Raw genomic sequence first — 25,149 nt, forward strand, 5'->3', positions numbered from 1 at the left:
GGCCGCGCGGCGCGGGACCACATCCAAGGAGAACCTGACATGCCTACCCCCACCAAGGGTCCGCGGCTCGGTGGCAGCCCGGCTCACGAGCGCCTGATCCTCGCGAACCTGGCCACCTCGCTCTTCGAGCACGGCCGCATCACGACCACCGAGACCAAGGCCAAGCGCCTGCGTCCGCTGGCCGAGCGCCTCATCACGTTCGCGAAGCGCGGCGACCTGCACGCCCGTCGTCGCGTCCTGCGCGTCGTGCGCGACAAGTCCGTGGTGCACGCCCTGTTCACCGAGATCGCCCCGGCCATGGCCGAGCGCAACGGTGGCTACACCCGCATCACCAAGGTCGGCAACCGCAAGGGCGACAACGCCCCCATGGCCGTCATCGAGCTCGTGACCGAGCCGGTCAGCCCGAAGCAGGCCGTCGTCAAGGAGGCCACGAAGGCCGCCGAGAAGGCCGCGAAGTCGGAGCAGGTCGAGGAGACCCCGGTCGTCGAGACCGAGGCCGCCGAGGTCGAGACCACCGAGGCCGAGGAGAAGAAGGAGGCCTGAGGCCCCCTCTTCCCGCAGCGCGTCGCAGGGCCCCGCACCGGTGGTGCGGGGCCCTCGTCGTCCCTACGGTGAACGCATGCTCCCCGTGGTGCTGCTGCACGGCTCGCGCACGTCCGCCACCATGTGGCGACGCCAGGTCGAGGCGCTGACCGCCGCCGGCGTGCCCGTCCTCGCCCCCGACCTGCCCGGCCACGGTGCCCGCCGCGACGTCCGCTTCACGCTCGACGACGCCGTCGCGACCGTCCACGACGTCGTCGACGACGCCGGCGGCCGCGCGCTCGTCGTCGGGCTGTCCCTCGGCGGCTACGTCGGCATCGAGCACCGCGCCCGCCACCCCGGGCAGAGCGCCGGGCTCGTCGCGGCCTCCTGCTGCACCGACCCCGCCACCCCGCTGCGCGCCGGCTGGCTCCGGATCGCCCGCTGGATCGAGCGCTGGCCCGACAGCGGTGCCCGGCTCAACGCCGCCGCCGTCCACGCCCTGGTCGACACCCGGTCCGGGGAGGACCTCGCCGCGGGCGGCTACGCCCTCGACGCCATGAGCGACGTCCTCGACGAGATCGGGCACGTCGACGCCCGCGCCGCGCTCGCCGCCGCCACCAGCCCCGTCCGGCTCGTCAACGGCCAGTGGGACCACTTCCGGGGCCAGGAACGGTCCATGCTGGCCGCCGCCCGGCGCGGCGGCGCCGACGCGCGGATCGTCGTGATCCCGCACGCCCGGCACCTCGTCAGCCTCGACCAGCCCGTCGCCTTCACCCGGGCCGTCCTCGAGGCCCACGACGCCGTCGCCGCGCCCGCGAGCCCGACCACGCCAGTCAGTCGACCAGCAGGTCCCACGCCCGCGCCCCACCCGTGAGCGCCGCCGAGTTCGGCACCACCACCACGTCGTCGCCCAGCCGGTCCAGCGCCGAGCGCGTCAACCGCCGCGAGTTCCCGCCCCCCAGGTACACGCGGTCCCACCAGAACACCGGGCGCAGCCCTTCCACCGCCGCCACCACCCGACGCGACCACAACCCGTCACCCAGACGCCGGCGCTCCGGCTCGCCCAGCCACGCGTCGTAGGACGTGCCCCGCCGCACCGGCGCCCGCGACCACTCCAGGTGCGGCGCCAGCCGCCCCCCGTCGAACAGGGCCGCGCCCAGCCCCGTGCCGAGCGTGAGCACCAGCTCCAGGCCCGACCCCGAGATCACCCCCGCGCCGTGCACCTCCGCGTCGTTGAGCACCAGCGCCGGCACCCCCAGACGGTCCTCCAGGGCCGCCCGCACGTCCAGGCTGCGCCACCGCTCCACCAGGTCCGGGTCCACCCGCGTGCGCGGACCCGACCGCGTCACGTAGTGCGGCGTGTGCACCACCACGCCGTGCCGCAGCATCCCCGGCATCCCCAACGTCACCCGGCCCGCGCGCGGCAGCCGTGCCGCCACCTCCGCGACCGTCTCCAGCAGCCGCTCCGGCGGCAGCGGGTACGGCGTCGGCACCCGCACCGGCTCCGCGTGCGCCGTCCCCGCCCCGTCCAGCACGTTCGCCTTGATGCCGCCCCCGCCGCAGTCCACGGCCAACGTCAGTGGTGAGGTCATGCCCCCATCATCCGGGGACAATGGACCGATGAGCACCACCACACCGGACGGACCCGCCCACGACGACGTCCGCGTGCGGCTCGACCTCGGCTACGCCGGCACCCACTTCGCCGGCTGGGCGACCCAGCCGCGCCTCCGCACCGTCCAGGGCGTCCTCGAGGACGCCCTCGCCACCGTGCTGCGCAGCGGCCCCACCGGGACCCCCGCGCCCCGCCTCACCGTCGCGGGCCGCACCGACGCCGGCGTGCACGCCCGCGGCCAGGTCGCGCACGTCGACGTCCCCCGCGCCCGCTGGGACGCCCTGCCCGGCCGCTCCGACCGCGACCCCGGCCGCGCCCTCGTCGACCGCCTGTCCGGCGTCCTCCCGCCGGACGTCGTCGTCCACCGCGCCGCCCCCGCACCCGCCGGGTTCGACGCCCGCTTCTCCGCCGCCGCCCGCACCTACCGGTACCGCATCGCCGACGACCACACCCTCCGCGACCCCCTGCGCCGCGAATGGGTGCTGTGGCACCGCCGCCCCCTCGACGCCGCCGCCATGGACGCCGCCGTCCAGCCCCTGCTCGGCCTCCACGACTTCGCCGCCTTCTGCAAGCCCCGCGAGGGCGCCACCACCATCCGTGAGCTCACCCGCTTCACCTGGGAACGCCCCGACCGCGGCCCCGACGCGGGGCTCGTCGTCGCCACCGTCGAGGCCGACGCCTTCTGCCACTCCATGGTGCGTGCCCTCGTGGGCATCTCCCTGGCAGTGGGGGAGGGCCGCCGCGACCTCGACGCGCCCGCAGCCGTCCTCGCCGGACGCAACCGCTCCGCCGCGGCCGCCGTGGCTCCTGCCCGCGGCCTCACCCTCGAGCACGTCGCCTATCCGCCCGACGACGAGCTCGCCGCCCGCGCGGCCCGCATCCGCGCCCGCCGCTCACCGGACGAGGTCGCGCCGCCCCGCTGACCCGCGAGTCGGCGCACCGTCGCGCGAGTCAGCGCACATCCACGCGAGTCAGCGTGGGCTCGGTCGGGCGGTGGTGGGGGCCGCGCGTCGTCGCGTTCACGGGCCCCAGGGGGCCCTCCACTTCGGGTCTGACGACGACGCGCGGCCCCCACCACCGCCCGAGGCACGGCGGTCCGTCCTGCCTCGTCGTCTCCCGCGCTCACCCGTTCGCGCTTGGACCGACGTCGTCCCGTGAAGTGTGCGGACCCACGAGGAGGGCGAAGGGCGCCGAGCGGGGTCCACACGGACCATCTCTGGCTTCCGCGCCGGCCGACGTGTACTTGCGCGGGGTCGTGGGGCCAGCGCTGGACGGCAGACGAGTGCTGACTCGCGAGGCATTGCGCTGACTCGCGAGGAATCGCGCTGGGTCGCGTGGATGTGCGCTGAGTCGTGCGGAGCAGCGCTGACTCGCGTGGATGTGCGCTGAGTCGCGTGGATGTGCGCTGAGTCGCGTGGAGTGGCGCTGAGTCGTGACCAGAGGTCGGTGGTGGGGTCGCGGGCACGGTCGTCAGACCGGAAGTGGAGGGCCCCCTGGGGCCCGTGAACGCGACCGTGCCCGCGATCCCGCCACCGGCCGACACCTGACCGTGCCCGCGATCCCGCCACCGGCCGACACCTGACCGTGCCCGCGATCCCACCACCGGCCGACGCCCGAACGTGCCCGCGACCTCACCGCTCACCGGCCGTCGCGCAGTGACCGGGCGGGGCTCAGGGCTCGCTGGTCCAGTGGATCGCGGCCTCCTCGGCGGTCGCGCCCGCTCCGTCGATGCCGGCGTCCGTGCCGTAGAGGTCGTTGGCGCGACGGCCGTCGGCGCCGGGGTCGGCGTCGTCGTCCTCGACGAGGCGACCCGCACGGGTTGCGTCGGAGGGGCGGGCGGGGGCGTCCCAGTCGTCGGGCTCCTCCGCGGCGAGGCGCTGGTCGAGGGGCTCGCCGGCGGACTCCTCCCAGGCGGTCTCGCCCCAGTGGTTCTTGCGGGGGCGGTCGGGCGGCGAGTAGCCCTCGTCGAGCAGGTCGCGCGTGCCGCGGTCGTCCAGCGTGTCCTCGTGGGGCAGCTGGTCGGTGTCACCCTCGGCGCCCCACTCGGGGTCGGGGCGGGTGGCGGAGGTGTCGTCGCTCATGCCTCTACCGTGCACCCGGACGGGGGTCCGCGCAGCCCGGGCCGGGGCTGCCCCGTACCCTGGGGGAGGCCGTGGGGCCGGCAGGCGGGTGCGGGCGTCCGGGGCGGCGATCCGACGTGACCGACGTCGCTTTGACCCCCGCCGAACCCTACGGCTAGACTGAACAGCCGTTGTGCTATGCCTCCGGCGTCCGGCGTCGTCCACGTTCCCACCGTTGCGACGACGCAAGGCCAGGACGCCATCTCAGGAGATACCCGCGCACAACACCCTGATCATCGGGCGCCGCTTCTCGCCCGACGACTCCGAACACGAAAAGGTGACGCAACAGTGCGTACGTACACCCCGAAGCCCGGCGACGTCCAGGCCACCTGGCACGTCGTCGACGCTACCGACGTCGTCCTGGGCCGGCTGGCCACCCAGGTCGCCACGCTCCTGCGCGGGAAGCACAAGCCGACCTTCGCCCCGCACGTCGACGGCGGTGACTTCGTCATCGTCATCAACGCGGACAAGGTCGCCCTGTCCGGCAACAAGCGCGAGACGAAGCTGGCCTACCGCCACTCCGGCTACCCGGGCGGTCTCCGCTCCGTGAGCTACGGCGAGCTGCTCGACAACAACCCGGAGCGGGCCGTCGAGAAGGCCGTTCGCGGCATGCTTCCCAAGAACACGCTCGGGCGCGAGCAGCTCAAGAAGCTGAAGGTCTACCGTGGCGCGGAGCACCCGCACGCGGCCCAGCAGCCCCAGCCGTTCGAGATCACCCAGGTTTCGCAGCAGGCCTGAGCCGCTGCCAGACGCGAAGCGAAGGAATTTCAGTGGCTGACACCACCGTCGACACCGAGCTGGACGAGAACACGCCCAGCACCTACACCACCGAGACCGCTGCCCCCGTGGCCAACGGCGGTCAGTCCATCACTGCCCCCGGGCAGGCGCTGGGCCGTCGCAAGGAGGCCGTGGCGCGCGTGCGCCTCGTCCCCGGCTCCGGCCAGTGGACGATCAACGGTCGCACCCTCGAGGACTACTTCCCGAACAAGGTGCACCAGCAGCTCGTCAACGACCCGCTGAAGCTGGTCGAGGTCGAGGGCCGTTTCGACATCGTCGCCCGTATCACGGGCGGTGGCCCCTCGGGTCAGGCCGGCGCGCTGCGTCTCGGCATCGCCCGTGCGCTGAACGAGATCGACCGTGACGCGAACCGTGCCGCCCTCAAGAAGGCCGGCTTCCTCACGCGTGACCCGCGTGCGGTGGAGCGCAAGAAGGCCGGTCTCAAGAAGGCCCGCAAGGCTCCGCAGTACTCGAAGCGCTGATCCTCGATCGGTGCTTGGCGCACGGCCCCGTCGGACTCGTTCCGGCGGGGCCGTCCGCATGTCCGGGGACGGTGCGCGGCGCACCGACCGGACCGACCGGGCGGACGCCCGGGACCGCTCCGACGACGAGCGGGCCGCAGCGGCACTACGATCGACCGGGTGCCCGACGAGGAGGACAGCTGATGGGACGACTTTTCGGCACGGACGGTGTCCGTGGCCTGGCGAACCGGGACGTGACCGCGGCCCTGGCGCTCGACCTGGGCAGTGCGGCCGCGCACGTGCTCGGCGCGGGTGAGGGGCGGTCCTCCCACCGGCCGCGGGCGGTGGTGGCCCGGGACCCGCGCGTGTCCGGGGAGTTCCTGTCCGCGGCGGTCGCCGCGGGTCTGGCGAGCGCGGGCGTGGACGTGGTGAACCTCGGGGTGGTCCCGACCCCGGCGCTGGCCTACCTGGTGGGGGCGATGCACGCCGACCTGGGGGTCATGGTGTCGGCGTCGCACAACGCCATGCCGGACAACGGCATCAAGTTCTTCGCGCGGGGCGGGCTCAAGCTCGACGACGGTCTCGAGGACGAGATCGAGCAGCACCTGCACACCGAGCGCGAGCTGCCCGTCGGGGCGGACGTCGGTCGGATGCGTACCGACACGGGGATCGCCGCGCAGCAGTACGTCGACCACCTGACGGCCAGCATCGGCACGACCGCGGACCACCGGCCGCTGGAGGGCCTGCGCATCGCGGTGGACGCGGCCAACGGTGCGGCGAGCCAGATCGGCCCGGAGGCGCTGCGCGCGGCCGGTGCCGACGTCGTCGTCATCAACGCGAGCCCGGACGGGCGCAACATCAACGAGAAGGCCGGGTCGACCCACCCGGAGCAGCTGCAGGCGGTCGTGGTGGCCGCCGAGGCGGACTTCGGCGTGGCGTTCGACGGTGACGCGGACCGCTGCCTCGCGGTGGACCACGGCGGCGTGCTCGTGGACGGCGACCAGATCCTCGGCATCCTCGCGAAGTCGCTGAAGGACGAGGGGCGGCTCACGGGGGACACCCTCGTGGTCACGGTGATGAGCAACCTCGGGCTGCTGCTGGCCATGAAGAAGGCCGGCATCGCGACGCTGCAGACCGCTGTCGGCGACCGGTACGTCCTGGAGGAGATGCGAGCGGGCGGTTACGGGCTGGGTGGCGAGCAGTCGGGCCACATCATCCTGGCGGAGCACGCCACGACCGGCGACGGCATCCTCACGGCCCTGCACCTCGCGGCCCGCGTCAAGGCGTCCGGGCGGCGCCTGGCCGACCTCGCGTCGGAGATCCCGCGCCTGCCGCAGACGCTGGTCAACGTCAAGGGCGTGGACCGGACCCGGGCGGGGGACGACGACGGCGTGCTCGCCGCCGTGGCGCATGCGGAGTCGCTGCTGGGCGACACGGGCCGCGTGCTGCTGCGCCCGTCCGGCACGGAGCCGGTGGTGCGCGTGATGGTCGAGGCGGCGACGCAGACGCAGGCCGACGGCGTCGCGGAGACGCTGGCCGCCGTGGTGCGGGAGCGGCTGGCCCTGTGACGGGATGGACGGGCGGCGTCGCGCCCGCGCTGCGGGACGCGGTGGCCGACCTGCTGGACGTCGCGTTCGCGCACCCGGACCGGCCGGGCGTCCTGCCGATCGTGCAGGCCGGCGACCCGGTGCTGCGGGCACCCGCCGCGCCGTACACGGGGCAGCTGGGCGACCAGCTGGACCGGCTCGTCGAGGCGATGCGTGCCACGATGCACGCCGCGCCGGGGGTGGGGCTGGCGGCGCCGCAGGTCGGCATCGGCCTGGCCCTCGCCGTCTGCGAGGACCATCCGATGCCGGGCGACCCGCGCGAGCGGGACGGGCTGGGGTTCCGCGTGCTGGTCAACCCGCGCTACGAGGCGCTGCCCGCCGACGGTGACGAGCCCGGCGCCGTCGCGTTCTTCGAGGGCTGCCTGTCCGTGGCGGGCTGGCAGGCGGTGGTCGCACGACCCCGCCGGGTGCGTCTCACGGGCCAGGACGAGACCGGGGCGGCGTTCGACGACGTCCTGACGGGCTGGTCCGCGCGGATCGTGCAGCACGAGACGGACCACCTCGCCGGGCGGCTGTACCTCGACGTCGCCGAGTCGCGCTCGCTCACCTCGAACGACAACATGATGCGGTTCTGGGCGCAGTCCCCGGACCCGGCTCCCGCCGCGGCGGGGCTCGGCTTCGACCTGCCCTGAGCCCGCACGGCCCGGCTCGCCGGGTCGAGCCCGCCCTGTCCGACGCCCCGTCGTGCGCCCGCCGTGAAACCCGTGTGAACGTTCGACGCTCAGGGGACGTCCCGGGACATCCCTGATGTCTCGGGACGACGACGGCCCCTACGCTGGTGCACGGCACCGTTCGGTGCCGCCCATGGCCGGGTCCGCCCCGGCGGACGAACCGAGGGACCGCGTTGCTGGGACTGACCGCGCTGCTCGACCAGGTCGAGACCTGGATCCTGGACGTCGCCGCGTCCCTGTGGATCTACCCCGCGATGTTCGCGTCCGCCTTCATCGACGGCTTCTTCCCACCCGTGCCGTCCGAGTCGGTGCTGGTGACGCTGGTGATCTCCGCGGAGGCCACGGGCGTGCCGTGGATCTGGCTCATCGCGCCGATCGCGGGCGTCGGCGCCTGGCTGGGCGACCAGGTGGCCTACCTCATCGGGCGCCGGTTCGGCACCGAGCGCATCGGCATGCTGCGCTCGGCGCGGGGCCGCAAGGCCGTGTCGTGGGCGCGACGGGCGCTGTCCCGCCGCGGCGCCGTCTTCATCATCGCGGCCCGCTACATCCCCGTGGGGCGCGTCGCCGTCAACATGACGGCGGGGGCCGTCGGCTACCCGCAGCGGCGCTTCATGACGTTCTCCGGCATCGCCGCCGTCCTGTGGGTCGCGTACTCGACCGCGATCGGTCTGGTCGCCGCGGAGGCGCTCGGCCACGACCCGCTGCTGGCGATGGTCGTCGGCGTGGTCGGCGGGGGCGTCCTGGGCCTCCTCGTCGACCGGGTGGTGCAGGTGTTCACGCCCCGCGAGGAGGTCCTGGAGGAGATGCGCGAGCACGCGCCGCTCCCGACGGAGAGGACCCCCGCGGCGGAGGACGCCGCCCGCTGACAGCTCAGAGCTTGCGCAGCCGCACCCGCTGCACCGAGTGGTCGGCACCCTTCGTCAGGACGAGGGTCGCGCGGCCCCGGGTCGGGAGCACGTTCTCCTCCAGGTTCGGCGCGTTGATCGACTCCCAGATGCTCAGCGCCTTCTCGACGGCCTCGGCGTCCGACAGGTCGGCGTAGCGGCGGAAGTACGACTCGGGGCGGCTGAACGCCGTCCGGCGCAGCTTGAGGAACCGGTCGACGTACCACTGGCGCACGTTGCGCGTGCGGGCGTCGACGTAGATCGAGAAGTCGAAGAAGTCGCTCACGGCGAGCGTCGTGCCGTCGGACGTCGCCGGCCGGGCCGGCTGCAGCACGTTCAGGCCCTCGACGATGAGGACGTCCGGACGGTGCACCACCTGCTCCTCGCCCGGCACGATGTCGTACACGACGTGCGAGTAGACCGGCGCCCGGACCTCCGCCTGCCCCGCCTTCACCTTCGACAGGAACCGGATGAGGGCGCGCCGGTCGTACGACTCGGGGAACCCCTTGCGGTCCATGAGGCCGCGGCGCGCGAGCTCCGCGTTGGGGTGGAGGAACCCGTCGGTCGTGATGAGCTCGACGTTCGGGGTGTCGGGCCAGCGGGCCATCATCTCGCGCAGGACGCGCGCCGTCGTCGACTTGCCCACCGCGACGGACCCGGCGACGCCGATGACGTACGGGGTGCGCGGCGGGTCCTCGCCGAGGAACGTGGAGGTCGCCCGGTGCAGCCCCGCGGTCGCCCGCACGTACAGGTTGAGCAGCCGGGACAGCGGCCGGTAGACCGCGTCGACCTCCGCGAGGTCGATCGGGTCGCCGAGGCCGCGCAGCCGCTGGACGTCTGCGTCGGTCAGGGGCAGGGGCGTCTGCTCCGACAGGCGGCTCCAGGCGGCGCGGTCGAAGTCGACGTAGGGGGAGGCGGGCGCGAACCGGGACAGGTGCTCGACCAGCGGGTTCGGCGCGGTCACCGGGGTGTCGCCACCCGACGGGGAGGACGCGCTGGCAGGGGTCACCCGCAGATTCTGCCTGAGTCCCCGGTACGGGGCGCAAGCCCGCACCGCGGGAACGGGTCGTCGGACCCGTGACGAGGGAGCTCGTGCCGTGATCGGTACACTCGTCGCCATGTGTGGAATCGTCGGCTACGCCGGAGCAGGCCTGAGCACGTCCGAAGCGTTGGACACGGAGCGGCTCGCCTCCGTGCGCCCCCTGGAGGTCGCGCTCGCCGGGCTGAAGCGGCTCGAGTACCGGGGGTACGACTCGGCGGGCGTCGCGCTCGTCGGCCCGGGCAGCACGCAGGCGGCGTTCGCGAAGAAGGCCGGCAAGCTCGACAACCTCGTGACGGAGATCGCCGCGCACCCCCTGCCCGACGCGACCGCCGCCATCGGGCACACGCGCTGGGCGACGCACGGCGGCCCCACCGACGTGAACGCGCACCCGCACCTCGCGGACGACGGCCGCCTCGCCGTCATCCACAACGGCATCATCGAGAACTTCAGCGAGCTCCGCGCTTCCCTCGCGGCCGACGGCGCCGTCTTCCTGTCGGACACCGACACCGAGGTCGCCGCGCAGCTCCTCGCCCGCGAGTACCGCGCCGCCGGTGACCTCACCGCGGCGATGGCCGCCACGGCGCGGCAGCTGGAGGGCACCTTCACGCTGCTCGCGGTCCACACCGACGCCCCCGAGACCGTCGTCGGCGCCCGGCACGACTCGCCGCTCGTCGTCGGGATCGGCGAGGGCGAGAACTTCCTCGGGTCCGACGTCGCCGCGTTCGTCGAGCACACCAAGGAGGCCCTGGAGCTCGGGCAGGACCAGATCGTCACCATCACCCCCGGCTCCGTCGAGGTGTCCGACTTCGACGGCAACCCGGCCGAGGGTCGCCGCTTCACCGTCGACTGGGACGCCGCCGCCGCCGAGAAGGGCGGCTTCGACTCCTTCATGGACAAGGAGATCCACGACCAGCCGCACGCGGTGGCCGACACCCTGCTGGGCCGCACGGACGCCGCCGGCCGGATCGTGCTGGACGACCTGCGCATCGACGAGTCCGTACTGCGCAGCGTCGACAAGATCATCGTCATCGCGTGCGGCACCGCCGCGTACGCCGGGCACGTCGCCAAGTACGCCATCGAGCACTGGTGCCGCATCCCCGTCGAGGTCGAGCTCGCGCACGAGTTCCGCTACCGCGACCCCATCGTCGACGAGCGCACCCTCGTCGTCGCGATCTCGCAGTCCGGCGAGACGATGGACACCCTCATGGCCGTGCGCCACGCCCGCGAGCAGGGCGCCAAGGTGCTGGCCATCGTCAACACCAACGGCTCCACGATCCCGCGCGAGTCCGACGCCGTGCTGTACACGCACGCCGGTCCCGAGATCGCCGTCGCCTCCACCAAGGCGTTCCTCGCGCAGATCACCGCCGCGTACGTCCTCGGGCTCTACCTCGCGCAGCTGCGCGGCAACAAGTACCCCGACGAGGTCACCCAGATCATGGACGAGCTGCGGGACATGGCCCGCAAGGTCCAGACCGTCATCGAGCGCGGCGAGTACGTCAGGGCCACCGCCCGCTCCATGAAGGACGCCGACAAGGTCCTGTTCCTCGGCCGGCACGTCGGTTACCCCGTCGCCATGGAGGGCGCGCTCAAGCTGAAGGAGCTCGCCTACATCCACGCCGAGGGCTTCGCCGCCGGCGAGCTGAAGCACGGCCCCATCGCGCTCATCGACGAGGGCCAGCCCGTGTTCGTCGTCGTGCCGTCCCCGCGCGGCCGCGACCAGCTGCACTCCAAGGTCGTGTCCAACATCCAGGAGATCCGCGCCCGCGGCGCACGCACCCTCGTCATCGCCGAGGACGGCGACGACGCCGTGCGCGCCTACGCCGACGAGATCTTCTGGATCCCGCAGGCGCCGTCGCTGCTCCAGCCGCTGCTCGCCGTCGTCCCCCTGCAGATCTTCGCGATGGCGCTCGCCACCGCCAAGGGGCTCGACGTCGACCAGCCGCGCAACCTCGCCAAGTCGGTCACCGTCGAGTGACCTCGACCGTGACCGCCGTCCCCGTGCCGAGCATGCGATGGCGGACCGTCCACTCGGCCGGACGGTCCGCCATCGCATGCTCGACCGGCATCAGGGCATGATCGACCCCATGGACGAAGCACCGGGGCGGACGCCGGCTCGGCCGGGCGACCGGACCGACCTCCTGGCGTCGCAGGACGGGGGAGGGGTGCGCTGGTGATCGTCGGTGTGGGGATCGACGTCGTCGACGTCGAGCGCTTCATGGCGACCCTCGAGCGGACGCCGCGACTGCGGGAGAAGCTCTTCACGGAGGTCGAGCGTGACCTGCCGGCGTCGTCGCTGGCGGCCCGGTTCGCCGCCAAGGAGGCGATCGCCAAGGCGCTCGGCGCCCCCGGGACGATGCACTGGCACGACGCCACCGTGCACCGCGTGGTCGGCGGACCCCCGCAGGTCGAGCTGCGCGGGACGGTGCAGGCGCGCGCCGACGAGCTCGGCGTGAAGCACTGGCACCTGTCGATCTCGCACGACGCCGGCATCGCCTCGGCGATGGTGGTCGCCGAAGGCTGACCCCCTTCGGTGCCGACCATGCGACGCGGGCCCGTCCGCCGGCACGGACGGTCGCGCGTCACATGCTCGATCGACCAGGGGGCATGCTCGGCGCCGGGTCAGCGGTCCAGGGCGCGCCGGACGGTCACCGCCATCGTGGACTCCAGCGGTGACTCGGCACGGGCGTCGGCCAGCTCCCACAACAGGTGCCGGCTCGCGACGCCGCGTCGTCCCCTGGCGTGCTCGTGCGACCGGTCGAGCCCTGCTCGGGACACCTTGCCCGTGTGCAGGGCGGAGTCCAGGACGGCCAGACCGTTCGATCGAGGCAGCTCGGGCACGGCCTGGGCCAGCGCCCGTTCGACGGTGACCGCCCGGCGCCCGCGCACCACGACGAGATCCATCCCGTCGTCGAACTGGCGCAGCCGGACCGTGCCGCGAACGTTCCGGTTGAGCCCGCCGGGAAGGGCGGCCTCGGGCCGGATCGACGGTGGGAGACCCTCGACGCCGGCCCGGGGTCGACCATGCCCTCTCGACGACCGAGCTTGCGGAGAGGGCCCGTCCGTTGCGGCGGACGGGCCCTCACCGCATGCTCGGCCGAGGGGGAGCGGTCAGTCCTGGAGGTGGGGGATGACCTGCCGCTGGAACAGCTCGATCTGGTCGCGGTCGCCGACGGCGTTCGCGAAGTACGTGATCGCGTACGTCATGCCGCGGGACTTCAGGTCCGTGAGGGTCTCCACGATCTGCTCGGGCGTGCCCACGAGCGGGCCGTTGCGCCAGCTCTGCGCCTCCCGGGCACCGGGCTCCCCGGGCGCGTGCTTCGCGAAGTGGGCCTCGATCCAGGCGAGCTTGTCGTCCACCTCGGCCTGGTTCTCGCCGATGACGACGTTGTAGTTGGCCGACCGGGTGATCTCCTCGAAGTCCCGGCCGACGTCGCGGCAGTGGTCGGCGAGGATGCGCGACTTGTGGTCGAACGTCTCGACGTCACCGGAGAAGTTCGTGTACTGCGCGTGCTGCGCCGCGATCCGCAGCGTCTTCTTCTCCCCGCCGCCCGCGATCCACAGCGGGATGCTCGGCACGCTCGCGCCACCCTCGCCGACGGGCAGCTGCTGGAGCGGCTGCGGGTAGCACAGGGCGCCGTCCACCTGGTACCGCTCGCCCTCGAACGTGCCGGACGAGCCGGTGCGCCACATGTTCGCCATGATCTGCACGCCCTCGTCGAGCGCGCGCAGCCGCTCGCCCGCCGTCGGGAAGCCGTACCCGTACGCCCGCCACTCGTGCTCGTACCAGCCCGCACCGATGCCCATCTCGACACGGCCGCCCGAGATCGCGTCCACCGTCGAGGCGACCTTCGCCAGGTAGGTGGGCTCCCGGTACGCCATGCAGGTGCACATCTGGCCGAGGCGCACCCGCTGCGACGCCGCCGCGAACGCCGCCATCAGCGTCCACGCCTCGTGCGTCGCCTCCGTGCTCGGCACCGGCACGGTGTGGAAGTGGTCGTACACCCACACCGACTCCCACGCGAAGGCGCCACCCGGGACGGCCTCCCCGGCTGCGGCGTTGTCGGCGTAGTGCAGGAGGGAGAGCATCGTCTCCCAGTGCTGCTCGGGCGGCACGTCGGTGAGCGACATGCGCCAGCCCTGCGGGATGAAGAGTCCGAATCGCATGCCCCGACCCTATTCCTCTGACTGCGCGGGCGCGCCCGGCACGGGAGGATCGGTCCCATGATCCGTGCCTGGTCCGTCGCCGACGTCCGTGCCGCCGAGGAACCGCTGCTCGCCGCCGGCGTGCCGCTCATGGACCGGGCCGCGTTTGCGCTGGCGCTCCAGGTCCTCGCCGATCTGCGTGCCCGACGACGGTCCGCGCGCGGGGCGCACGTCGTCGTCCTGGCCGGGGCGGGGAACAACGGCGGGGACGCGCTGCACGCGGGCGCGCACCTGGTACACCGGGGGGTCGCCGTCACCGCCGTGCTGGCCGCGGACCGGGTGCACGAGGGCGGGCTCGCCGCGCTGCGGTCCGCCGGCGGGCGCGTGGTGGACGCCGCCGCTGCGGGGCGGGCCCCCGCCGCCGCGGTCGAGGCCGCGCGCGCCGACGTCGTGCTCGACGGTCTCGTCGGGATCGGGGCACGCGGTCCGCTGCGGGGGTCCGCTGCGGCGCTCGTCACCGCCCTCGGCGCCGCCGGGCTGCCGACGGCCGGGACCGACGCGGAGGAGGGCACGCCCGCCACGCATGCGGAGGAGGCGCAGGGGGCGTCGGCGGCGGTCGCGAGAGAGGGCACGGCACGGCCGTGGGTCGTCGCCGTCGACACGCCCTCCGGCATCGGCGTCGACGACGGCACCCTGCCCGGACCCGTCCTGCACGCCGACCGCACCGTCACGTTCGGCGCCGCCAAGCCCGGCCTGCTGCTGCCCCCGGCCGCGCACGTCGTCGGGGAGGTGACGGTCGTCGACATCGGACTCACGCTCCCCGGCACCCCGGCCGTGCAGCGCCTCGCCCCGGCCGACGTCGCCGCCCGCTGGCCCGTGCCCGGGCCGCAGGACCACAAGTACACGCGCGGCGTCGTCGGGGTCGTCGCCGGCACCGCCACCTATCCGGGGGCCGCCGTCCTGACGACCACCGCCGCGGTGCGGACCGGCGCCGGGATGGTCCGCTACCGCGGGTCCGACGTCGTCGCCCGCGCCGTCCTCGCCGCCCGGCCCGAGGTCGTCACCGCCCCCGGCCGCGTCCAGTCGTGGGTCGTGGGACCCGGCGTCCCGCCCGCCGCCGACGGCGCCGACGACGGTCAGGCCGCCCGTGCCCGCGCCGGGCTCGCCGCCGCGCGCGGCGAGCTCGCCGGACTGTCCCGGGGGCCCGTCCCCGCCGTCGTCGACGCGGGCGGGCTCGGGCTCGTCGAGGAGACGTGCCCGCCCTGGTTCGTCCTCACCCCGCACGCCGGCGAGCTCCGCACGGTGCTGCGCCGCCACGGCGAGGACGTCCACCGGGCCGAGATCGAGGCCGCACCCCTGCGGTGGGCCCGCCGCGCCCACGACCTCACCGGCGCGACCATCCTCCTCAAGGGTGCCGTGACCGTCGTCGTCGGCACCGGGATCGTCCACGCCCAGGCCGACGCACCCGCCTGGCTCGGCACCGCCGGCGCGGGCGACGTCCTCGCCGGCATCCTCGGCACGATGCTCGCCGCGCGCGCCGCGGACGTCGTCGCCGACCCCGCCGTCGCCGGCGAGGTCGCCGCGAGCGCCGCGCTCGTGCACGGCCTCGCCGCCGAGCACGCCAACCCCGGTGGTCCCGTCGCTGCGCTGGACGTCGCAGAAGCCGTTCCTGGCACGGTCGCGCGCCTGCTGGACCTGTGGTCGTCGTGACCGGTGACCTGCTCCGGACGCCACCGCCCGGGCCGTCGGAGACCTGGGCCCGGGTGCGGGAGGCAGAGATGGCGGACCTCGCGGCGGTGATGCGGCTCCAGTGGGCGGCCGGCCTGTCGGCGGACGCCGGGGCGTTGCGCGCGGCGGTCGTCGACGACGATCGACTGGTCGTGGTCGCCGCGGTGGACGGCGAGGTCGTCGGTTGGGCGAAGACGCACCGCTACCGGGTCGCGGACGGAGCCGCCCGGGCCGGGCACTACCTCGGCGGGGTGACGGTGCACCCGCGGTGGCGACGCCACGGCATCGGGACGCTCCTCACGACGGCGCGCATGGAGTGGCTCGCCGTGCGGACCGACCGCGTGCACTACCTCGTCAACGCCCGCAACGGGGAGTCCATCGCACTGCACCGGCGGTGGGGGTTCGTCGAGGTGGCGCGGGCGCGGTCGTTCCACGGGGTGACGTTCGCCGGGGGGTCCGGGGTGCTCCTGAGCGTCCGCCCCGGGGCACCGCGTGTTCCTCCGGCGCCCGGGGACGAGGTCAGCGCGGCAGGTTCTCCTCGATCGTCCGGATGATCTCGGCGTCGTCGGGGACGGTGCGCGGCGAGTAGCGGCGGACCTCGCCGCCCGGCAGGACGAGGAACTTCTCGAAGTTCCAGCGGATGCGGCCGTCGTACCCGGTCGCGTCGCGGGTCTTGGTGAGCTCGGCGTAGAGCGGGTGCGCCTTCTTGCCGTTGACCTTCACCTTGGACACCACGGGGAAGCTGACGCCGTACGTGGTGGAGCAGAACTCGGCGATCTTCTCGTCGGTGGACAGCTCCTGCAGGAACTGGTTGGAGGGGAACCCGACGACGGTGAACCCGCGCTCGCCGTACAGCTGCTGCAGCTTCTCCAGGGTCTCGTACTGCGGGGTGAGGCCGCAGCGGGACGCCACGTTGACGATCATGACCACGTCGTCGCGGTGGTCCGCGAGGGTGGCCTTCGTGCCGTCCATGCGGTCGAACTCGATGTCGTAGAAGTCCATGCCCTCATCCTGCGGCATCGTCGCCACCGGTCAAGGGGGTGGCGGCGCGTCGGCGGCGCCACCACAGTGCGCCGCCGACGGCGAGCAGGACGGCGAGGACCCCGAGGAGGCCGGCCCAGCCGAGTCCGGCGACGGCGGTCGAGACCGTGCGCTGCACGGCGGCGGCGGCCTCGACGACGGGGTCGGTCCCGGCGCCGGCGTGCAGCACGCGCAGCTCCCACACCCCGTACCAGGCGACGTACGCGCCGGCGAGCAGCAGGACGGCGCCCCCGACCCGGGCGAGGGCGCCCCCGGCGCGACGGGCGCGGGCCACGGCCGACGACCCGGCGAGCGCGACGGCGACGGCGGCGGTCGCGACGAGCAGTCCCATGCCGACGGCGTACGCGACGAAGAGCACGACGCCCTGGCCGACCGACCCGGCGCGGAACGACGTGACGACGACGGCGAGGAACGGCGCGATGGTGCACCCGAGCGACGCGAGCGCGTACGACGCACCGAACCCGACGACGGACCACGGCCGGTCCGTCAACGGGCGCCCGGACCCGGTGCGGCGCAGCCGCAGGCCGGGCAGCTCGCGCCCGGCGAGCACCCAGGTGCCGGCGGCGGCGAGCAGGACACCGAGCACGACGGTGAACACGGGCAGGTACTGCTGCACGGCCCCGGCGACGGGTGCGACGACGATCCCGAACACGGCGAACACCGCGGTGAAGCCCGCGGTGAGCAGGGCCGCGGACCGCAGGGCGCGACCCACGGCGGTGGCGCGGCCGTCGTCGGGTCGCACCAGCATCGCCAGGTAGGCGGGCAGCAGGGCGAAGCCGCACGGGTTGACCGCGGCGACCACGCCGGCGCCGAGGGCGAGCGCGAGGGCGCCGTCGTCGGGCACGGTCACCCCTGGGCGGCGAGGTCGGCCGTGACGTCGGTGATCTCCGCGTCGGACAGCGCGCCCTCGGCCACGATCTCGCCGTCGGCGTCCAGGACGACGTACGTGCTCTGCGCCGTCACCCCGAAGTGCCGCCACACCTCGCCGGCGTCGTCCACGACGTGCGTGACGCCGCCGATGATCGCGGCGAGGTCCGCGATCGCGTCGGCGTCGTCCAGGCCTCCGACGGCGACGACGTCGACGGCGTCACCGTGGTCGGTGCCGAGCGCGGACACGGTGGGGATCTGCGCGCGGCACGTGGGGCACCAGGGCGCCCAGAACCACAGCACGGTCGGCGTGCCGGCGAGGTCCGCGCCCTCGAGGGTCGCCCCGTCGAGGGTCGTGGCGGTGAAGTCGTAGACCGCCGCGACGGGGGGTACGTCGTCGGTCGTGCCGGGCGTCGCCCCGCCGCCGGGCGCCATGTCCTCGGCGGGTGCGTCCGCGGGAGCGGTCGTGGCGGCGTCGGGCCGCGCGTCGGCGTCGTCCGTGGTCCCGGCGCAACCGGTCGTCAGGAGCAGGACGAGGGCGGTGGCCGCGACGGCGCGGCTCCGTCGGGCGGTACGCATGGACCCAGTCTGTGCAGGTCGGGGCTGCCGGGACAAGCCCTCCGAGGCGGACAGTGTCGTCCGGGAGGGGGCCGCCCCGACCGTCGGGCGACAATGGCTGCGTGCCCACGCCGTCCCCCGCACGACCGTCCCGCCGCCCCGGCCCGGCACCGCACGTCCCGCCGCTGCCCGTGCGGGACGGCCTCAACCCGACGCGACTGGTGCTGCCGCACGACGAGGCGACGGTCGCCGCCCACCCGACGGCGCTCGGGTGGCTGCTGGCACGGTTCCCCGACGACGGCCCACGCCTGCGCGAGAAGGTCGCCGCGGGGGACGTCGTCACCGGGGACGGGACGCCCGTGACCGCGACGACGCCGTACGAGCCGCGCGGCTTCCTCTACCTCCACCGCGACCCGCCCGCCGACGAGCCGACCGTCGAGGCGCTCGCGGACGTCCGCGTGCTGCACCGTGACGACGACCTCCTCGTCGTCGACAAGCCGCACCTGGTGGCCACGACCCCGCGGGGCCGCTGGGTGACCCAGACCCTCCTCGTGCACCTGCGCCGCACCCTCGACCTGCCCGACCTCGTGCCCGCGCACCGCCTGGACCGACCCACCGCGGGCGTCCTCGTGCTCACGGTGCGGCCGCAGGTGCGCGGCGCCTACCAGACCCTGTTCCAGGAGCGGCGCGCCACCAAGGTGTACGAGGCCGTCGCGCCCCTGCCCGCGCCCGACGACGGGTTCCCGCGCACCGTGCGGTCCCGCATCGTCAAGGAGCGGGGCGTGGTGCGCGCCCAGGAGGTGCCCGGCGAGCCCAACGCCGAGTCCCGGATCGAGCTCGTCGCCCGCGACGACCCCCGCGGGCTCGGCCTCTACCGGCTCACGCCCCGCACCGGCAAGACCCACCAGCTGCGCCTCCACCTCGCGTCCCTCGGTCTGCCGATCCTCGGCGACCCTTTCTGGCCCGTGCTGCGCGACGACACCGACGACGTCGGGCCGGACGGCGTGCCCCTGCAGCTCCTGGCCCGCTCCCTGACGTTCGACGACCCGCTCACCGGACGCCCTCGCACCTTCACCTCCGGGCGGCGGCTCGCCGCCTGGCCCTCGCACGGGTGAGAGAATCGCAGCCGTGACCCTCCCCGCCTTCGCCGACGGCACCACCTCGCGCGCCGTCGTGGACCTCGACACCGTCACCGCCAACGTGCGCGCCCTGCGCGGGCACGCCCCGACGGCCGCCGTCATGGCCGTCGTCAAGGCCGACGGGTACGGGCACGGCATGCTTCCCGTCGCGCGGGCGGCGCTCGCGGGCGGCGCGACCTGGCTGGGTGTCGCGACGGCGGAGGAGGCTCTCGCGCTGCGGGCCGGGCTGCCCGACGTCGACGTGCCCGTCCTCGTGTGGCTCCTCGCCCCCGGGGCGCCGTTCGCCGCGCTGGTCGCCGCCGACGTCGACGTGGCCGTCGCCGCACCCTGGGCGGTGGACGAGGTCGCCGCCGGTGCCCGCGCGGCCGGTCGGCCCGCGCGCGTGCACGTCAAGGTGGACACCGGGCTGTCCCGCAACGGCGTCACCCCGACGGCGCTGGGTGACGTCGCCCGACGGCTCGCCGCGCTCGAGGCCGCCGGGGATGTGCAGGTCGTCGGACTGTTCTCCCACCTGGCGTGCGCCGACGAGCCCGGTCACCCGTCGATCGACCGCCAGGCGGACGCGTTCAAGGTCGCGACCGACGTCCTGCACGACGCCGGGCTGCGGCCCGCGGTGCGGCACCTCGCGAACTCCGCCGCGACCCTCACCCGGCCCGACCTGCACCTCGACCTCGTGCGACCCGGGATCTCCGTCTACGGGTTCTCGCCCGGCCCCCTGCTCGGCCCGCCCGGACGGTACGGGCTGCGCCCCGCCATGACGCTCCAGGCGCGGCTCGCGCAGGTCAAGCAGGTCCCCGCCGGCGAGGGCGTGTCCTACGGTCACCTCTACACCACGACGCAGGACACCACCGTGGGGCTCGTGCCCCTCGGCTACGGTGACGGCGTCCCGCGGCACGCGTCCGGCGGCACCGCCGGACCGGGCGGCCCCGTCGCCGTCGGCACCGGTGCGGACGCTCGCGTCCTGCGCGTCGCCGGGCGCGTCTGCATGGACCAGCTCGTCGTCGACCTCGGCCCCGACGCCGCCGAGCGGGCCGGGGACGTCGTCACCCTCTTCGGCGGCTCCGACGGCCTCGCGCACGGCGGCGACCTGCCGAACGCGCAGGACTGGGCCGACGCCGCCGGCACCATCAGCTACGAGATCGTCACCCGGCTGGGCTCCCGCGTGCCCCGGGTCCACGTCAGCGAAGGAGACCACGCGTGAGCGACGTCCTGCACCTCGACCTGCCCGAGGCCGACACCACCCGGGCGCTCGGCGCCGCCCTCGCGGGCGTGCTGCGCGCCGGCGACCTCGTCATCCTCACCGGCGACCTCGGCGCGGGCAAGACCACCCTCACGCAGGGCCTCGGCGCCGCCCTCGGCGTGCGCGGGCAGGTCGCCTCGCCCACCTTCATCGTCGCGCGCGAGCACCCGCCGCTGCCGCGCGCGGACGGCACCCGCGGTCCCGCGCTCGTGCACGTCGACGCCTACCGCCTCGGCAGCCTCGACGAGCTCGACGCCCTCGACCTCGACTCCTCCCTGGACGAGTCCGTCACCGTCGTGGAGTGGGGGCGCGGCCTCGCCGAGGCGCTCACCGACGACCGCCTCGAGATCGACCTGCAGCGCCCCCGCGGCGGCGACGTCGACACCGAGAACCCCGAGGCCGGGACCCGACGGGCCACCGTGCGCGCCGTCGGCGACCGCTGGGCCGGCGTCGACCTGTCGTCGCTGCTCGCGGCCTCCGCCTGACCACCCCGCACCGACTCGCGGGAGCCTGCGCCGGGTCGCGGGAGCCTGCGCCGAGTCGCGAGTCAGCGCACGGGGGCGCGAGCCGGCGCAGGGTGGCGCGAGCCGGTGCGCGGGCGACGGCGGTCCGTCGCCGTAGGCTGGTCCCGTGGCAGTTCTCGCACTCGACACCTCTGCAGCCGTGACGGTCTCCCTGGTCGACGACGACGGTGGGCGGCTCGCCGCCCGCAGCGCCGACGAGCGACGCCGGCACGCCGAGTCCCTCGCCCCGATGGTCGAGCAGGTGCTCGTCGACGCCGGGCTGACGCGCACCGACCTCACGGCCGTCGTCGGCGGCACGGGGCCCGCGCCGTTCACCGGCCTGCGGGTCGGTCTGGTCACGGCGCGCACGCTCGCCCTCGCGCTCGGCGTCGACGTCCTCGGTGTGCCGAGCGTGGACGCGCTCGCCGCGCAGGCCGTCGCGGACCTGGGTCTCGACCCGGGCGACGAGGTGCTCGTCGCGACGGACGCGCGGCGCAAGGAGGTCTACTGGGCCCGCTACCGCGTCGTCGCGCACGAGGGACCGCACGGCGTGCCCGTGGTGGACCGGCTGCGCGGCCTGGACGTCGGCAAGGCGGCGGACGTCGCCGCCGCGCACCTGGACGCCCCGGCCGAGGACGGCGCGCGGCTCGCCGTCGTCGGCGAGGGTGCCGTGCTCTACCCGGAGCACCTGCCCGCCGACGAGGACGCCCCGACGGTGCCGGACGCGACCGTGCTGGCGCGGCTCGCGCTGGCGCGCCGCGCGGCGGGGGAGGACCTCCCCACGGAGCCGCTGTACCTGCGCCGCCCGGACGTCCAGGTGCCGGGAGCGGCGAAGCGGGCGTCGGAGGCGACGGCGTGACCGACGACCCGCTGCCGGTGCGGCTGCGCCCGCTCGAGTCCGGGGACTTCGACCGGGTGCTGGAGCTGGAGCGCGAGCTGTTCGGCGCCGGCGCGTGGACGTACGGGATGCTCGCGGACGAGCTCGCGGGCTACGGGCGCTGGTACGTGGTCGCGGAGGCGGACGACGGCCGCCACGGCGCGGGGCGCCGACCGGTGGTCGGGTACGCGGGCCTGTGGTTCGACGGCGAGGTCACGCAGGTCATGACGATCGGCACGGCCCGCGAGGTGCAGCGACGCGGCGTGGGCCGCACGCTGCTGCGGGCGCTGGTGGACCGGTCGCGCGAGCTGCGGGCGCAGGCCGTGTTCCTGGAGGTCGCGGTGGACAACGACCGGGCGATCGCGCTGTACGAGGAGATCGGCTTCGAGCGGCTCGGGGTGCGCAAGCGCTACTACCAGCCGGAGGACAAGGACGCGTACACGATGCGCCTCGACCTCGCGGCGTCCGCGGCCCGTCCCGGCGAGGGGGACGCGGCATGACGGACGACCTGCGTTCCCACGTGCTGGTGGACGTCACGACGCTGGCCGCCGACCTTCAGCTCGGCGGCCTGGAGGACCCGGTCGGCGGCGCGCCGGTGCTGCTCGACGTCCGGTGGGAGCTGGGCCGCACCGACGGTCGGGACCGGTACGAGGCGGGCCATCTGCCCGGCGCGGTGTTCGTCGACCTGGAGTCCGAGCTCGCGGCCACGCCGTCCGCCGCCGAGGGGCGGCACCCCCTGCCGTCCGCGTCGGAGTTCCAGGCGGCGGCGCGACGCTGGGGCGTGTCGGACGACTCGCGGGTCGTCGTCTACGACGCGGTCGGCGGCACGTCGGCGGCGCGCGCCTGGTGGCTGCTGCGCTGGTTCGGCCACCCCGCCGTGCACCTGCTCGACGGCGGCCTCGCGGCGTGGGAGCGGGCAGGGTTCCCGCTGGAGACGGGCAGCACGCAGCGCGCCCCGGGGAACCTGCACGTGCACCCCGGCCGGATGCCGGTGCTCGACGCCGACGACGCCGCGGACCTCGCGGACGACGGCGTGCTCCTCGACGCCCGCGCCGCCGAGCGGTACCGCGGCGAGGTGGAGCCCGTCGACCCGCAGGCCGGGCACGTCCCGGGCGCGGTGTCCGCGCCGACGGGCGGCAACCTCGCCGCCGACGGCACGTTCCTGCCGACCGAGGACCTGGAGCGCCGCTTCGCCGCGCTCGGCGCGACCGACGGCGCGCCGGTGGGCGTCTACTGCGGGTCCGGCGTCACCGCCGCGCACCAGGTCGCGGCCCTCGAGTGCGTCGGCGTGCGGGCCGCCCTCTATCCGGGCTCCTGGTCGCAGTGGTCGAACGACCCGAGCCGCCCGGTCGCGACGGGCTAGGCCCGGCCGTCCGGTGCCGTCGTCCTCGGCCGGTCGGCGTTGTGCGTCTCGTCGGCGACGGAGCGGGCGTGGACGATCGCCCGCGTGGCGTGGTGTCGGGGTGTGCCGGTCGCGAGACTGGCTGGGCCTGGCAGGAGGCCGCGAGGAACGAGCGGCCGAGCGGACGTCTCGCGACCGGCACGCCCCGACACCACGGTCGGACTGCCCGGCGTCAGACGGTCGCGGTGACCTGGTCGTAGCCGAGGCGCGGGAAGCGCGGGTACGCGGTGCCCTCCCCCTCGACGTGGCCGACGCGCACGACGAGGAGCGACTTCCAGCCGGACTCGGCGAAGAACTCGGCGTCGGTGGCGTCGAAGTCCATGCCGTCCATGGGGCCGGCGGCGAGGCCGGCGGCGCGCAGGCCGACGACGAGGTAGCCGGCCTGGATGAGGGCGCTCTTGCGGGCCATGCCCTCACGGACCTCGGCGGCGCCGTCCAGGTTGTCCTTCACGCCGGGCACGGCGGGGAACAGGGTGTCGAGGTGCTGGTGGAACGCCGGGTCGGCGGCGAGCACGAGCGAGACGGGCGCCTGGCGGACGCGGTCGGCGTTGCCGTCGGCCATGTGGCGGGCGAGGCGCTCCTTGGCGTCGTCGGAGCGGACGACCAGCACGCGCAGCGGCAGCGAGTTCATCGCGGTGGGGCCGTACTTGGCGAGGTCCCACGCGGCCTCGAGCTGGGCGTCGGTCACGGGCTCGTCCGTGAACTGCTGGGCCGTGCGGGCGGTGCGGAACAGGTGGTCCGCGACCTCGTCGGCGATGGCCAGCGGGGTGGTGGTGAGGGTCTCGGTCATGCCCCGGGCAACGACTTCCATGCAAGTGGATCTTCCCGCCGGGCATGTGGTGTCGGACACACGCCCCGCGGGGCTCAGAGCTCCCCGACGAGGTCGAAGTCGAACCCGTCGGCGCGCGCCAGGTAGAGGCGGTGCTCGGCGTGGTTGCCGCGGAACTCCATCCGACCGCGCGGCCCCTCGTAGGCCAGGCCGTCCACGCTGCGGTCGGTCGCGGCGACGGCGGGGCTGCCGGCCCGCTCGACGATGGTGCGCAGGGCGAAGATCCCCTCGTAGCAGGCCTCGGCGGCGGCGCCGACGGCGGGCGCGCCGTGCCCGTGGTGCGACAGGTACCGGCCGACGAGGTCGAGGGCCTCGCCGGTGGCGAGGCTGCGGAACCAGCCGCCGGTGGAGAACAGGTTCGCGGTGGCGGCGGCCCCGCTGCCCATGAGCATGTTCTCCTCCATGAGCGTGCTCAGCCGCACGACGCGCTCGTGCAGGCCGCGGCGCGCGAACGCGCGGTTGAACCGGACCCCGTTCTGCCCGACCATCAGCACGAGCACGCCCTGGGCGCCGGAGGACTCGATCTCGGCGAGGACCTGCGCGAGCTGGACGGCGGTGGGGCCCTGCTCGGGCAGGAACCGGGCGCCCACGAACTGCACACCGAGGGAGGTGAGCTGGGCGGCGAGCACCTGCGCGGTGCGGCGGGGCCACGCGTAGTCGTCCCCGACGACGTACCAGCGGCACGTCCCGGCCTCGGCGCGCAGCCGCGCGACGGCGGGGAAGAGCTGCGCGGACGGCACCTCGCCGGTGACGTACAGGCCGGGGCGGGTCTCGGCGCCCTCGTAGGCGGCGGGGTAGACGTAGGGCACCCGCCGCTGGACGAGGGGGACGACGGCGTTGCGCACAGCGGAGGTGTGCCAGCCGGTGAGCGCGTGGAGGCGACCGGCGTCGAGGGCGCGCGCGAGCTGGGTGCGGAGCGCGGCGCGGGGCTGGCCGGCGTCCAGCAGCTCGGCGCGCACGGGTCGACCCAGGATGCCGCCGGTGGCGTTGAGCTCGGCGACCGCGAGCTCGGTGACGGCCTGGCAGGAGGGGCCGTAGATCCCGCCGGGTCCCTGAAAGTGCAACAGCGTTCCGACCACGAATTCCGACATCGTGCCTCGCCGTGGGTGGCGCCCGCTCACGGGCT

The 25,149-nt window shown here is 74.8% G+C and carries 28 protein-coding genes; 18 read left to right on the forward strand and 10 right to left on the reverse strand.

Annotation, left to right across the window (positions count from 1 at the left end; translation table 11 throughout):
* Positions 1-39: 39 nt before the first annotated feature.
* On the forward strand, positions 40-543 hold the full coding sequence (gene rplQ / locus ATJ88_RS04340; RefSeq protein WP_098462765.1) for a 50S ribosomal protein L17: 504 nt from the start codon (positions 40-42) through the stop codon (positions 541-543).
* A gap of 76 nt (positions 544-619) precedes the next feature.
* Positions 620-1,396 (forward strand): alpha/beta fold hydrolase, encoded by a 777-nt coding sequence (locus tag ATJ88_RS04345; RefSeq protein WP_098462766.1) that lies wholly within the window; start codon positions 620-622, stop codon positions 1,394-1,396.
* Here the strand turns inward: ATJ88_RS04345 and ATJ88_RS04350 are convergent.
* A complete protein-coding gene (locus tag ATJ88_RS04350) occupies positions 1,356-2,114 on the reverse strand; it encodes an ROK family protein (RefSeq protein WP_098462767.1) in 759 nt (252 codons plus the stop codon). The two genes, ATJ88_RS04345 and ATJ88_RS04350, sit on opposite strands and share 41 nt — an antisense overlap.
* 28 nt (positions 2,115-2,142) lie before the next feature.
* Between ATJ88_RS04350 and truA the strand changes: the two genes are divergently transcribed.
* On the forward strand, positions 2,143-3,057 hold the full coding sequence (gene truA, locus ATJ88_RS04355; RefSeq protein ID WP_098462768.1) for a tRNA pseudouridine(38-40) synthase TruA: 915 nt from the start codon (positions 2,143-2,145) through the stop codon (positions 3,055-3,057).
* A gap of 747 nt (positions 3,058-3,804) precedes the next feature.
* Here the strand turns inward: truA and ATJ88_RS04360 are convergent.
* Complete coding sequence (locus ATJ88_RS04360; protein ID WP_098462769.1) at positions 3,805-4,215, reverse strand: DUF5709 domain-containing protein; 411 nt, start codon at positions 4,213-4,215, stop codon at positions 3,805-3,807.
* 327 nt (positions 4,216-4,542) lie between these two features.
* Here ATJ88_RS04360 and rplM point away from each other — a divergent pair, with 327 nt between their 5' ends.
* From rplM to ATJ88_RS04385, 5 genes are all read left to right on the forward strand, one after another.
* Positions 4,543-4,992 carry a 50S ribosomal protein L13 gene (gene rplM, locus ATJ88_RS04365; protein WP_098462770.1) on the forward strand — a complete coding sequence of 150 codons (450 nt, stop codon included), beginning with the start codon at positions 4,543-4,545 and terminating at the stop codon, positions 4,990-4,992.
* A gap of 32 nt (positions 4,993-5,024) precedes the next feature.
* Entirely contained in the window at positions 5,025-5,513 is a 489-nt protein-coding gene (rpsI, locus tag ATJ88_RS04370) for a 30S ribosomal protein S9 (RefSeq protein WP_098462771.1), read from the forward strand.
* A 182-nt stretch (positions 5,514-5,695) separates the two neighbouring features.
* Positions 5,696-7,060: a phosphoglucosamine mutase gene (gene glmM, locus ATJ88_RS04375; RefSeq protein WP_098462772.1), complete on the forward strand. Its 1,365-nt coding sequence runs from the start codon at positions 5,696-5,698 to the stop codon at positions 7,058-7,060.
* The gene (locus ATJ88_RS04380; RefSeq protein ID WP_425432653.1) at positions 7,057-7,731 is read left to right on the forward strand and encodes a peptide deformylase; all 675 of its coding nucleotides are present in this window, start codon (positions 7,057-7,059) and stop codon (positions 7,729-7,731) included. The genes glmM and ATJ88_RS04380 overlap by 4 nt, the downstream gene beginning before the upstream one ends.
* Before the next feature lie 212 nt (positions 7,732-7,943).
* Positions 7,944-8,636, forward strand: a complete 693-nt coding sequence (locus ATJ88_RS04385) for a DedA family protein (protein ID WP_245852114.1) — start codon at positions 7,944-7,946, stop codon at positions 8,634-8,636.
* A gap of 4 nt (positions 8,637-8,640) precedes the next feature.
* Here ATJ88_RS04385 and coaA read toward each other — a convergent pair whose 3' ends face one another.
* Entirely contained in the window at positions 8,641-9,618 is a 978-nt protein-coding gene (coaA, locus tag ATJ88_RS04390; RefSeq protein WP_098462773.1) for a type I pantothenate kinase, read from the reverse strand.
* A 154-nt stretch (positions 9,619-9,772) separates the two neighbouring features.
* Between coaA and glmS the strand changes: the two genes are divergently transcribed.
* Both glmS and ATJ88_RS04400 read left to right on the forward strand, forming a co-directional pair.
* On the forward strand, positions 9,773-11,671 hold the full coding sequence (gene glmS / locus ATJ88_RS04395; protein ID WP_098462774.1) for a glutamine--fructose-6-phosphate transaminase (isomerizing): 1,899 nt from the start codon (positions 9,773-9,775) through the stop codon (positions 11,669-11,671).
* A 195-nt stretch (positions 11,672-11,866) separates the two neighbouring features.
* On the forward strand, positions 11,867-12,217 hold the full coding sequence (locus ATJ88_RS04400; RefSeq protein WP_068202500.1) for a holo-ACP synthase: 351 nt from the start codon (positions 11,867-11,869) through the stop codon (positions 12,215-12,217).
* A 98-nt stretch (positions 12,218-12,315) separates the two neighbouring features.
* Here ATJ88_RS04400 and ATJ88_RS04405 read toward each other — a convergent pair whose 3' ends face one another.
* Together ATJ88_RS04405 and ATJ88_RS04410 are read right to left on the reverse strand one after the other, a co-directional pair.
* Entirely contained in the window at positions 12,316-12,597 is a 282-nt protein-coding gene (locus ATJ88_RS04405) for a hypothetical protein (protein ID WP_098462775.1), read from the reverse strand.
* Between the two features lie 207 nt (positions 12,598-12,804).
* The gene (locus ATJ88_RS04410) at positions 12,805-13,860 is read right to left on the reverse strand and encodes an LLM class F420-dependent oxidoreductase (RefSeq protein ID WP_098462776.1); all 1,056 of its coding nucleotides are present in this window, start codon (positions 13,858-13,860) and stop codon (positions 12,805-12,807) included.
* Between the two features lie 57 nt (positions 13,861-13,917).
* Here ATJ88_RS04410 and ATJ88_RS04415 point away from each other — a divergent pair, with 57 nt between their 5' ends.
* Positions 13,918-15,549, forward strand: a complete 1,632-nt coding sequence (locus ATJ88_RS04415) for a bifunctional ADP-dependent NAD(P)H-hydrate dehydratase/NAD(P)H-hydrate epimerase (protein ID WP_098462777.1) — start codon at positions 13,918-13,920, stop codon at positions 15,547-15,549.
* 68 nt (positions 15,550-15,617) lie between these two features.
* Positions 15,618-16,121 (forward strand): GNAT family N-acetyltransferase, encoded by a 504-nt coding sequence (locus tag ATJ88_RS04420; RefSeq protein ID WP_098465111.1) that lies wholly within the window; start codon positions 15,618-15,620, stop codon positions 16,119-16,121.
* On the opposite strand, the gene ATJ88_RS04425 is transcribed toward ATJ88_RS04420, so the two are convergent.
* The 3 genes from ATJ88_RS04425 to ATJ88_RS04435 are packed head-to-tail and all read right to left on the reverse strand — an operon-like array spanning position 16,087 to position 18,054.
* The gene (locus ATJ88_RS04425; protein WP_098462778.1) at positions 16,087-16,569 is read right to left on the reverse strand and encodes a glutathione peroxidase; all 483 of its coding nucleotides are present in this window, start codon (positions 16,567-16,569) and stop codon (positions 16,087-16,089) included. The two genes, ATJ88_RS04420 and ATJ88_RS04425, sit on opposite strands and share 35 nt — an antisense overlap.
* Before the next feature lie 4 nt (positions 16,570-16,573).
* The gene (locus tag ATJ88_RS04430) at positions 16,574-17,452 is read right to left on the reverse strand and encodes a cytochrome c biogenesis CcdA family protein (protein ID WP_098465112.1); all 879 of its coding nucleotides are present in this window, start codon (positions 17,450-17,452) and stop codon (positions 16,574-16,576) included.
* Between the two features lie 2 nt (positions 17,453-17,454).
* Entirely contained in the window at positions 17,455-18,054 is a 600-nt protein-coding gene (locus ATJ88_RS04435) for a TlpA family protein disulfide reductase (RefSeq protein WP_098462779.1), read from the reverse strand.
* Between the two features lie 101 nt (positions 18,055-18,155).
* Here ATJ88_RS04435 and ATJ88_RS04440 point away from each other — a divergent pair, with 101 nt between their 5' ends.
* The 6 genes from ATJ88_RS04440 to ATJ88_RS04465 all read left to right on the forward strand — a co-directional run bounded on the left by ATJ88_RS04440 (position 18,156) and on the right by ATJ88_RS04465 (position 23,155).
* Positions 18,156-19,148, forward strand: coding sequence for a pseudouridine synthase (locus ATJ88_RS04440; protein WP_098462780.1), 993 nt, complete (start codon positions 18,156-18,158; stop codon positions 19,146-19,148).
* A gap of 4 nt (positions 19,149-19,152) precedes the next feature.
* The gene (gene alr, locus ATJ88_RS04445) at positions 19,153-20,373 is read left to right on the forward strand and encodes an alanine racemase (RefSeq protein WP_425432699.1); all 1,221 of its coding nucleotides are present in this window, start codon (positions 19,153-19,155) and stop codon (positions 20,371-20,373) included.
* The gene (gene tsaE / locus ATJ88_RS04450; RefSeq protein ID WP_098462782.1) at positions 20,370-20,897 is read left to right on the forward strand and encodes a tRNA (adenosine(37)-N6)-threonylcarbamoyltransferase complex ATPase subunit type 1 TsaE; all 528 of its coding nucleotides are present in this window, start codon (positions 20,370-20,372) and stop codon (positions 20,895-20,897) included. The genes alr and tsaE overlap by 4 nt, the downstream gene beginning before the upstream one ends.
* Before the next feature lie 145 nt (positions 20,898-21,042).
* Positions 21,043-21,774: a tRNA (adenosine(37)-N6)-threonylcarbamoyltransferase complex dimerization subunit type 1 TsaB gene (gene tsaB, locus ATJ88_RS04455; protein WP_098462783.1), complete on the forward strand. Its 732-nt coding sequence runs from the start codon at positions 21,043-21,045 to the stop codon at positions 21,772-21,774.
* The gene (gene rimI, locus ATJ88_RS04460) at positions 21,771-22,292 is read left to right on the forward strand and encodes a ribosomal protein S18-alanine N-acetyltransferase (RefSeq protein ID WP_098462784.1); all 522 of its coding nucleotides are present in this window, start codon (positions 21,771-21,773) and stop codon (positions 22,290-22,292) included. The genes tsaB and rimI overlap by 4 nt, the downstream gene beginning before the upstream one ends.
* Positions 22,289-23,155, forward strand: a complete 867-nt coding sequence (locus ATJ88_RS04465) for a sulfurtransferase (protein WP_098462785.1) — start codon at positions 22,289-22,291, stop codon at positions 23,153-23,155. The genes rimI and ATJ88_RS04465 overlap by 4 nt, the downstream gene beginning before the upstream one ends.
* A 211-nt stretch (positions 23,156-23,366) precedes the next feature.
* On the opposite strand, the gene ATJ88_RS04470 is transcribed toward ATJ88_RS04465, so the two are convergent.
* The gene (locus tag ATJ88_RS04470) at positions 23,367-24,005 is read right to left on the reverse strand and encodes a malonic semialdehyde reductase (RefSeq protein ID WP_245852115.1); all 639 of its coding nucleotides are present in this window, start codon (positions 24,003-24,005) and stop codon (positions 23,367-23,369) included.
* Between the two features lie 53 nt (positions 24,006-24,058).
* Positions 24,059-25,102, reverse strand: coding sequence for a substrate-binding domain-containing protein (locus ATJ88_RS04475; RefSeq protein ID WP_211287461.1), 1,044 nt, complete (start codon positions 25,100-25,102; stop codon positions 24,059-24,061).
* Positions 25,103-25,149: the final 47 nt, after the last annotated feature.

Origin of the sequence: Isoptericola jiangsuensis (assembly GCF_002563715.1) — a bacterium.
Taxonomy (GTDB): Bacteria; Actinomycetota; Actinomycetes; order Actinomycetales; family Cellulomonadaceae; genus Isoptericola; species Isoptericola jiangsuensis.

Excerpts from the sequence above, each read along its gene's own strand:
- rplQ (WP_098462765.1), top strand. The coding sequence starts at position 40 with ATGCCTACCCCCACCAAGGGTCCGCGGCTCGGTGGCAGCCCGGCTCAC.
- ATJ88_RS04345 (WP_098462766.1), top strand. The coding sequence starts at position 620 with ATGCTCCCCGTGGTGCTGCTGCACGGCTCGCGCACGTCCGCCACCATG.
- ATJ88_RS04350 (WP_098462767.1), bottom strand. The coding sequence starts at position 2,114 with ATGACCTCACCACTGACGTTGGCCGTGGACTGCGGCGGGGGCGGCATC.
- truA (WP_098462768.1), top strand. The coding sequence starts at position 2,143 with ATGAGCACCACCACACCGGACGGACCCGCCCACGACGACGTCCGCGTG.
- ATJ88_RS04360 (WP_098462769.1), bottom strand. The coding sequence starts at position 4,215 with ATGAGCGACGACACCTCCGCCACCCGCCCCGACCCCGAGTGGGGCGCC.
- glmM (WP_098462772.1), top strand. The coding sequence starts at position 5,696 with ATGGGACGACTTTTCGGCACGGACGGTGTCCGTGGCCTGGCGAACCGG.
- glmS (WP_098462774.1), top strand. The coding sequence starts at position 9,773 with ATGTGTGGAATCGTCGGCTACGCCGGAGCAGGCCTGAGCACGTCCGAA.
- ATJ88_RS04405 (WP_098462775.1), bottom strand. The coding sequence starts at position 12,597 with ATGGATCTCGTCGTGGTGCGCGGGCGCCGGGCGGTCACCGTCGAACGG.
- ATJ88_RS04410 (WP_098462776.1), bottom strand. The coding sequence starts at position 13,860 with ATGCGATTCGGACTCTTCATCCCGCAGGGCTGGCGCATGTCGCTCACC.
- ATJ88_RS04415 (WP_098462777.1), top strand. The coding sequence starts at position 13,918 with ATGATCCGTGCCTGGTCCGTCGCCGACGTCCGTGCCGCCGAGGAACCG.
- ATJ88_RS04420 (WP_098465111.1), top strand. The coding sequence starts at position 15,618 with ATGGCGGACCTCGCGGCGGTGATGCGGCTCCAGTGGGCGGCCGGCCTG.
- ATJ88_RS04425 (WP_098462778.1), bottom strand. The coding sequence starts at position 16,569 with ATGGACTTCTACGACATCGAGTTCGACCGCATGGACGGCACGAAGGCC.
- ATJ88_RS04435 (WP_098462779.1), bottom strand. The coding sequence starts at position 18,054 with ATGCGTACCGCCCGACGGAGCCGCGCCGTCGCGGCCACCGCCCTCGTC.
- ATJ88_RS04465 (WP_098462785.1), top strand. The coding sequence starts at position 22,289 with ATGACGGACGACCTGCGTTCCCACGTGCTGGTGGACGTCACGACGCTG.
- ATJ88_RS04470 (WP_245852115.1), bottom strand. The coding sequence starts at position 24,005 with ATGGAAGTCGTTGCCCGGGGCATGACCGAGACCCTCACCACCACCCCG.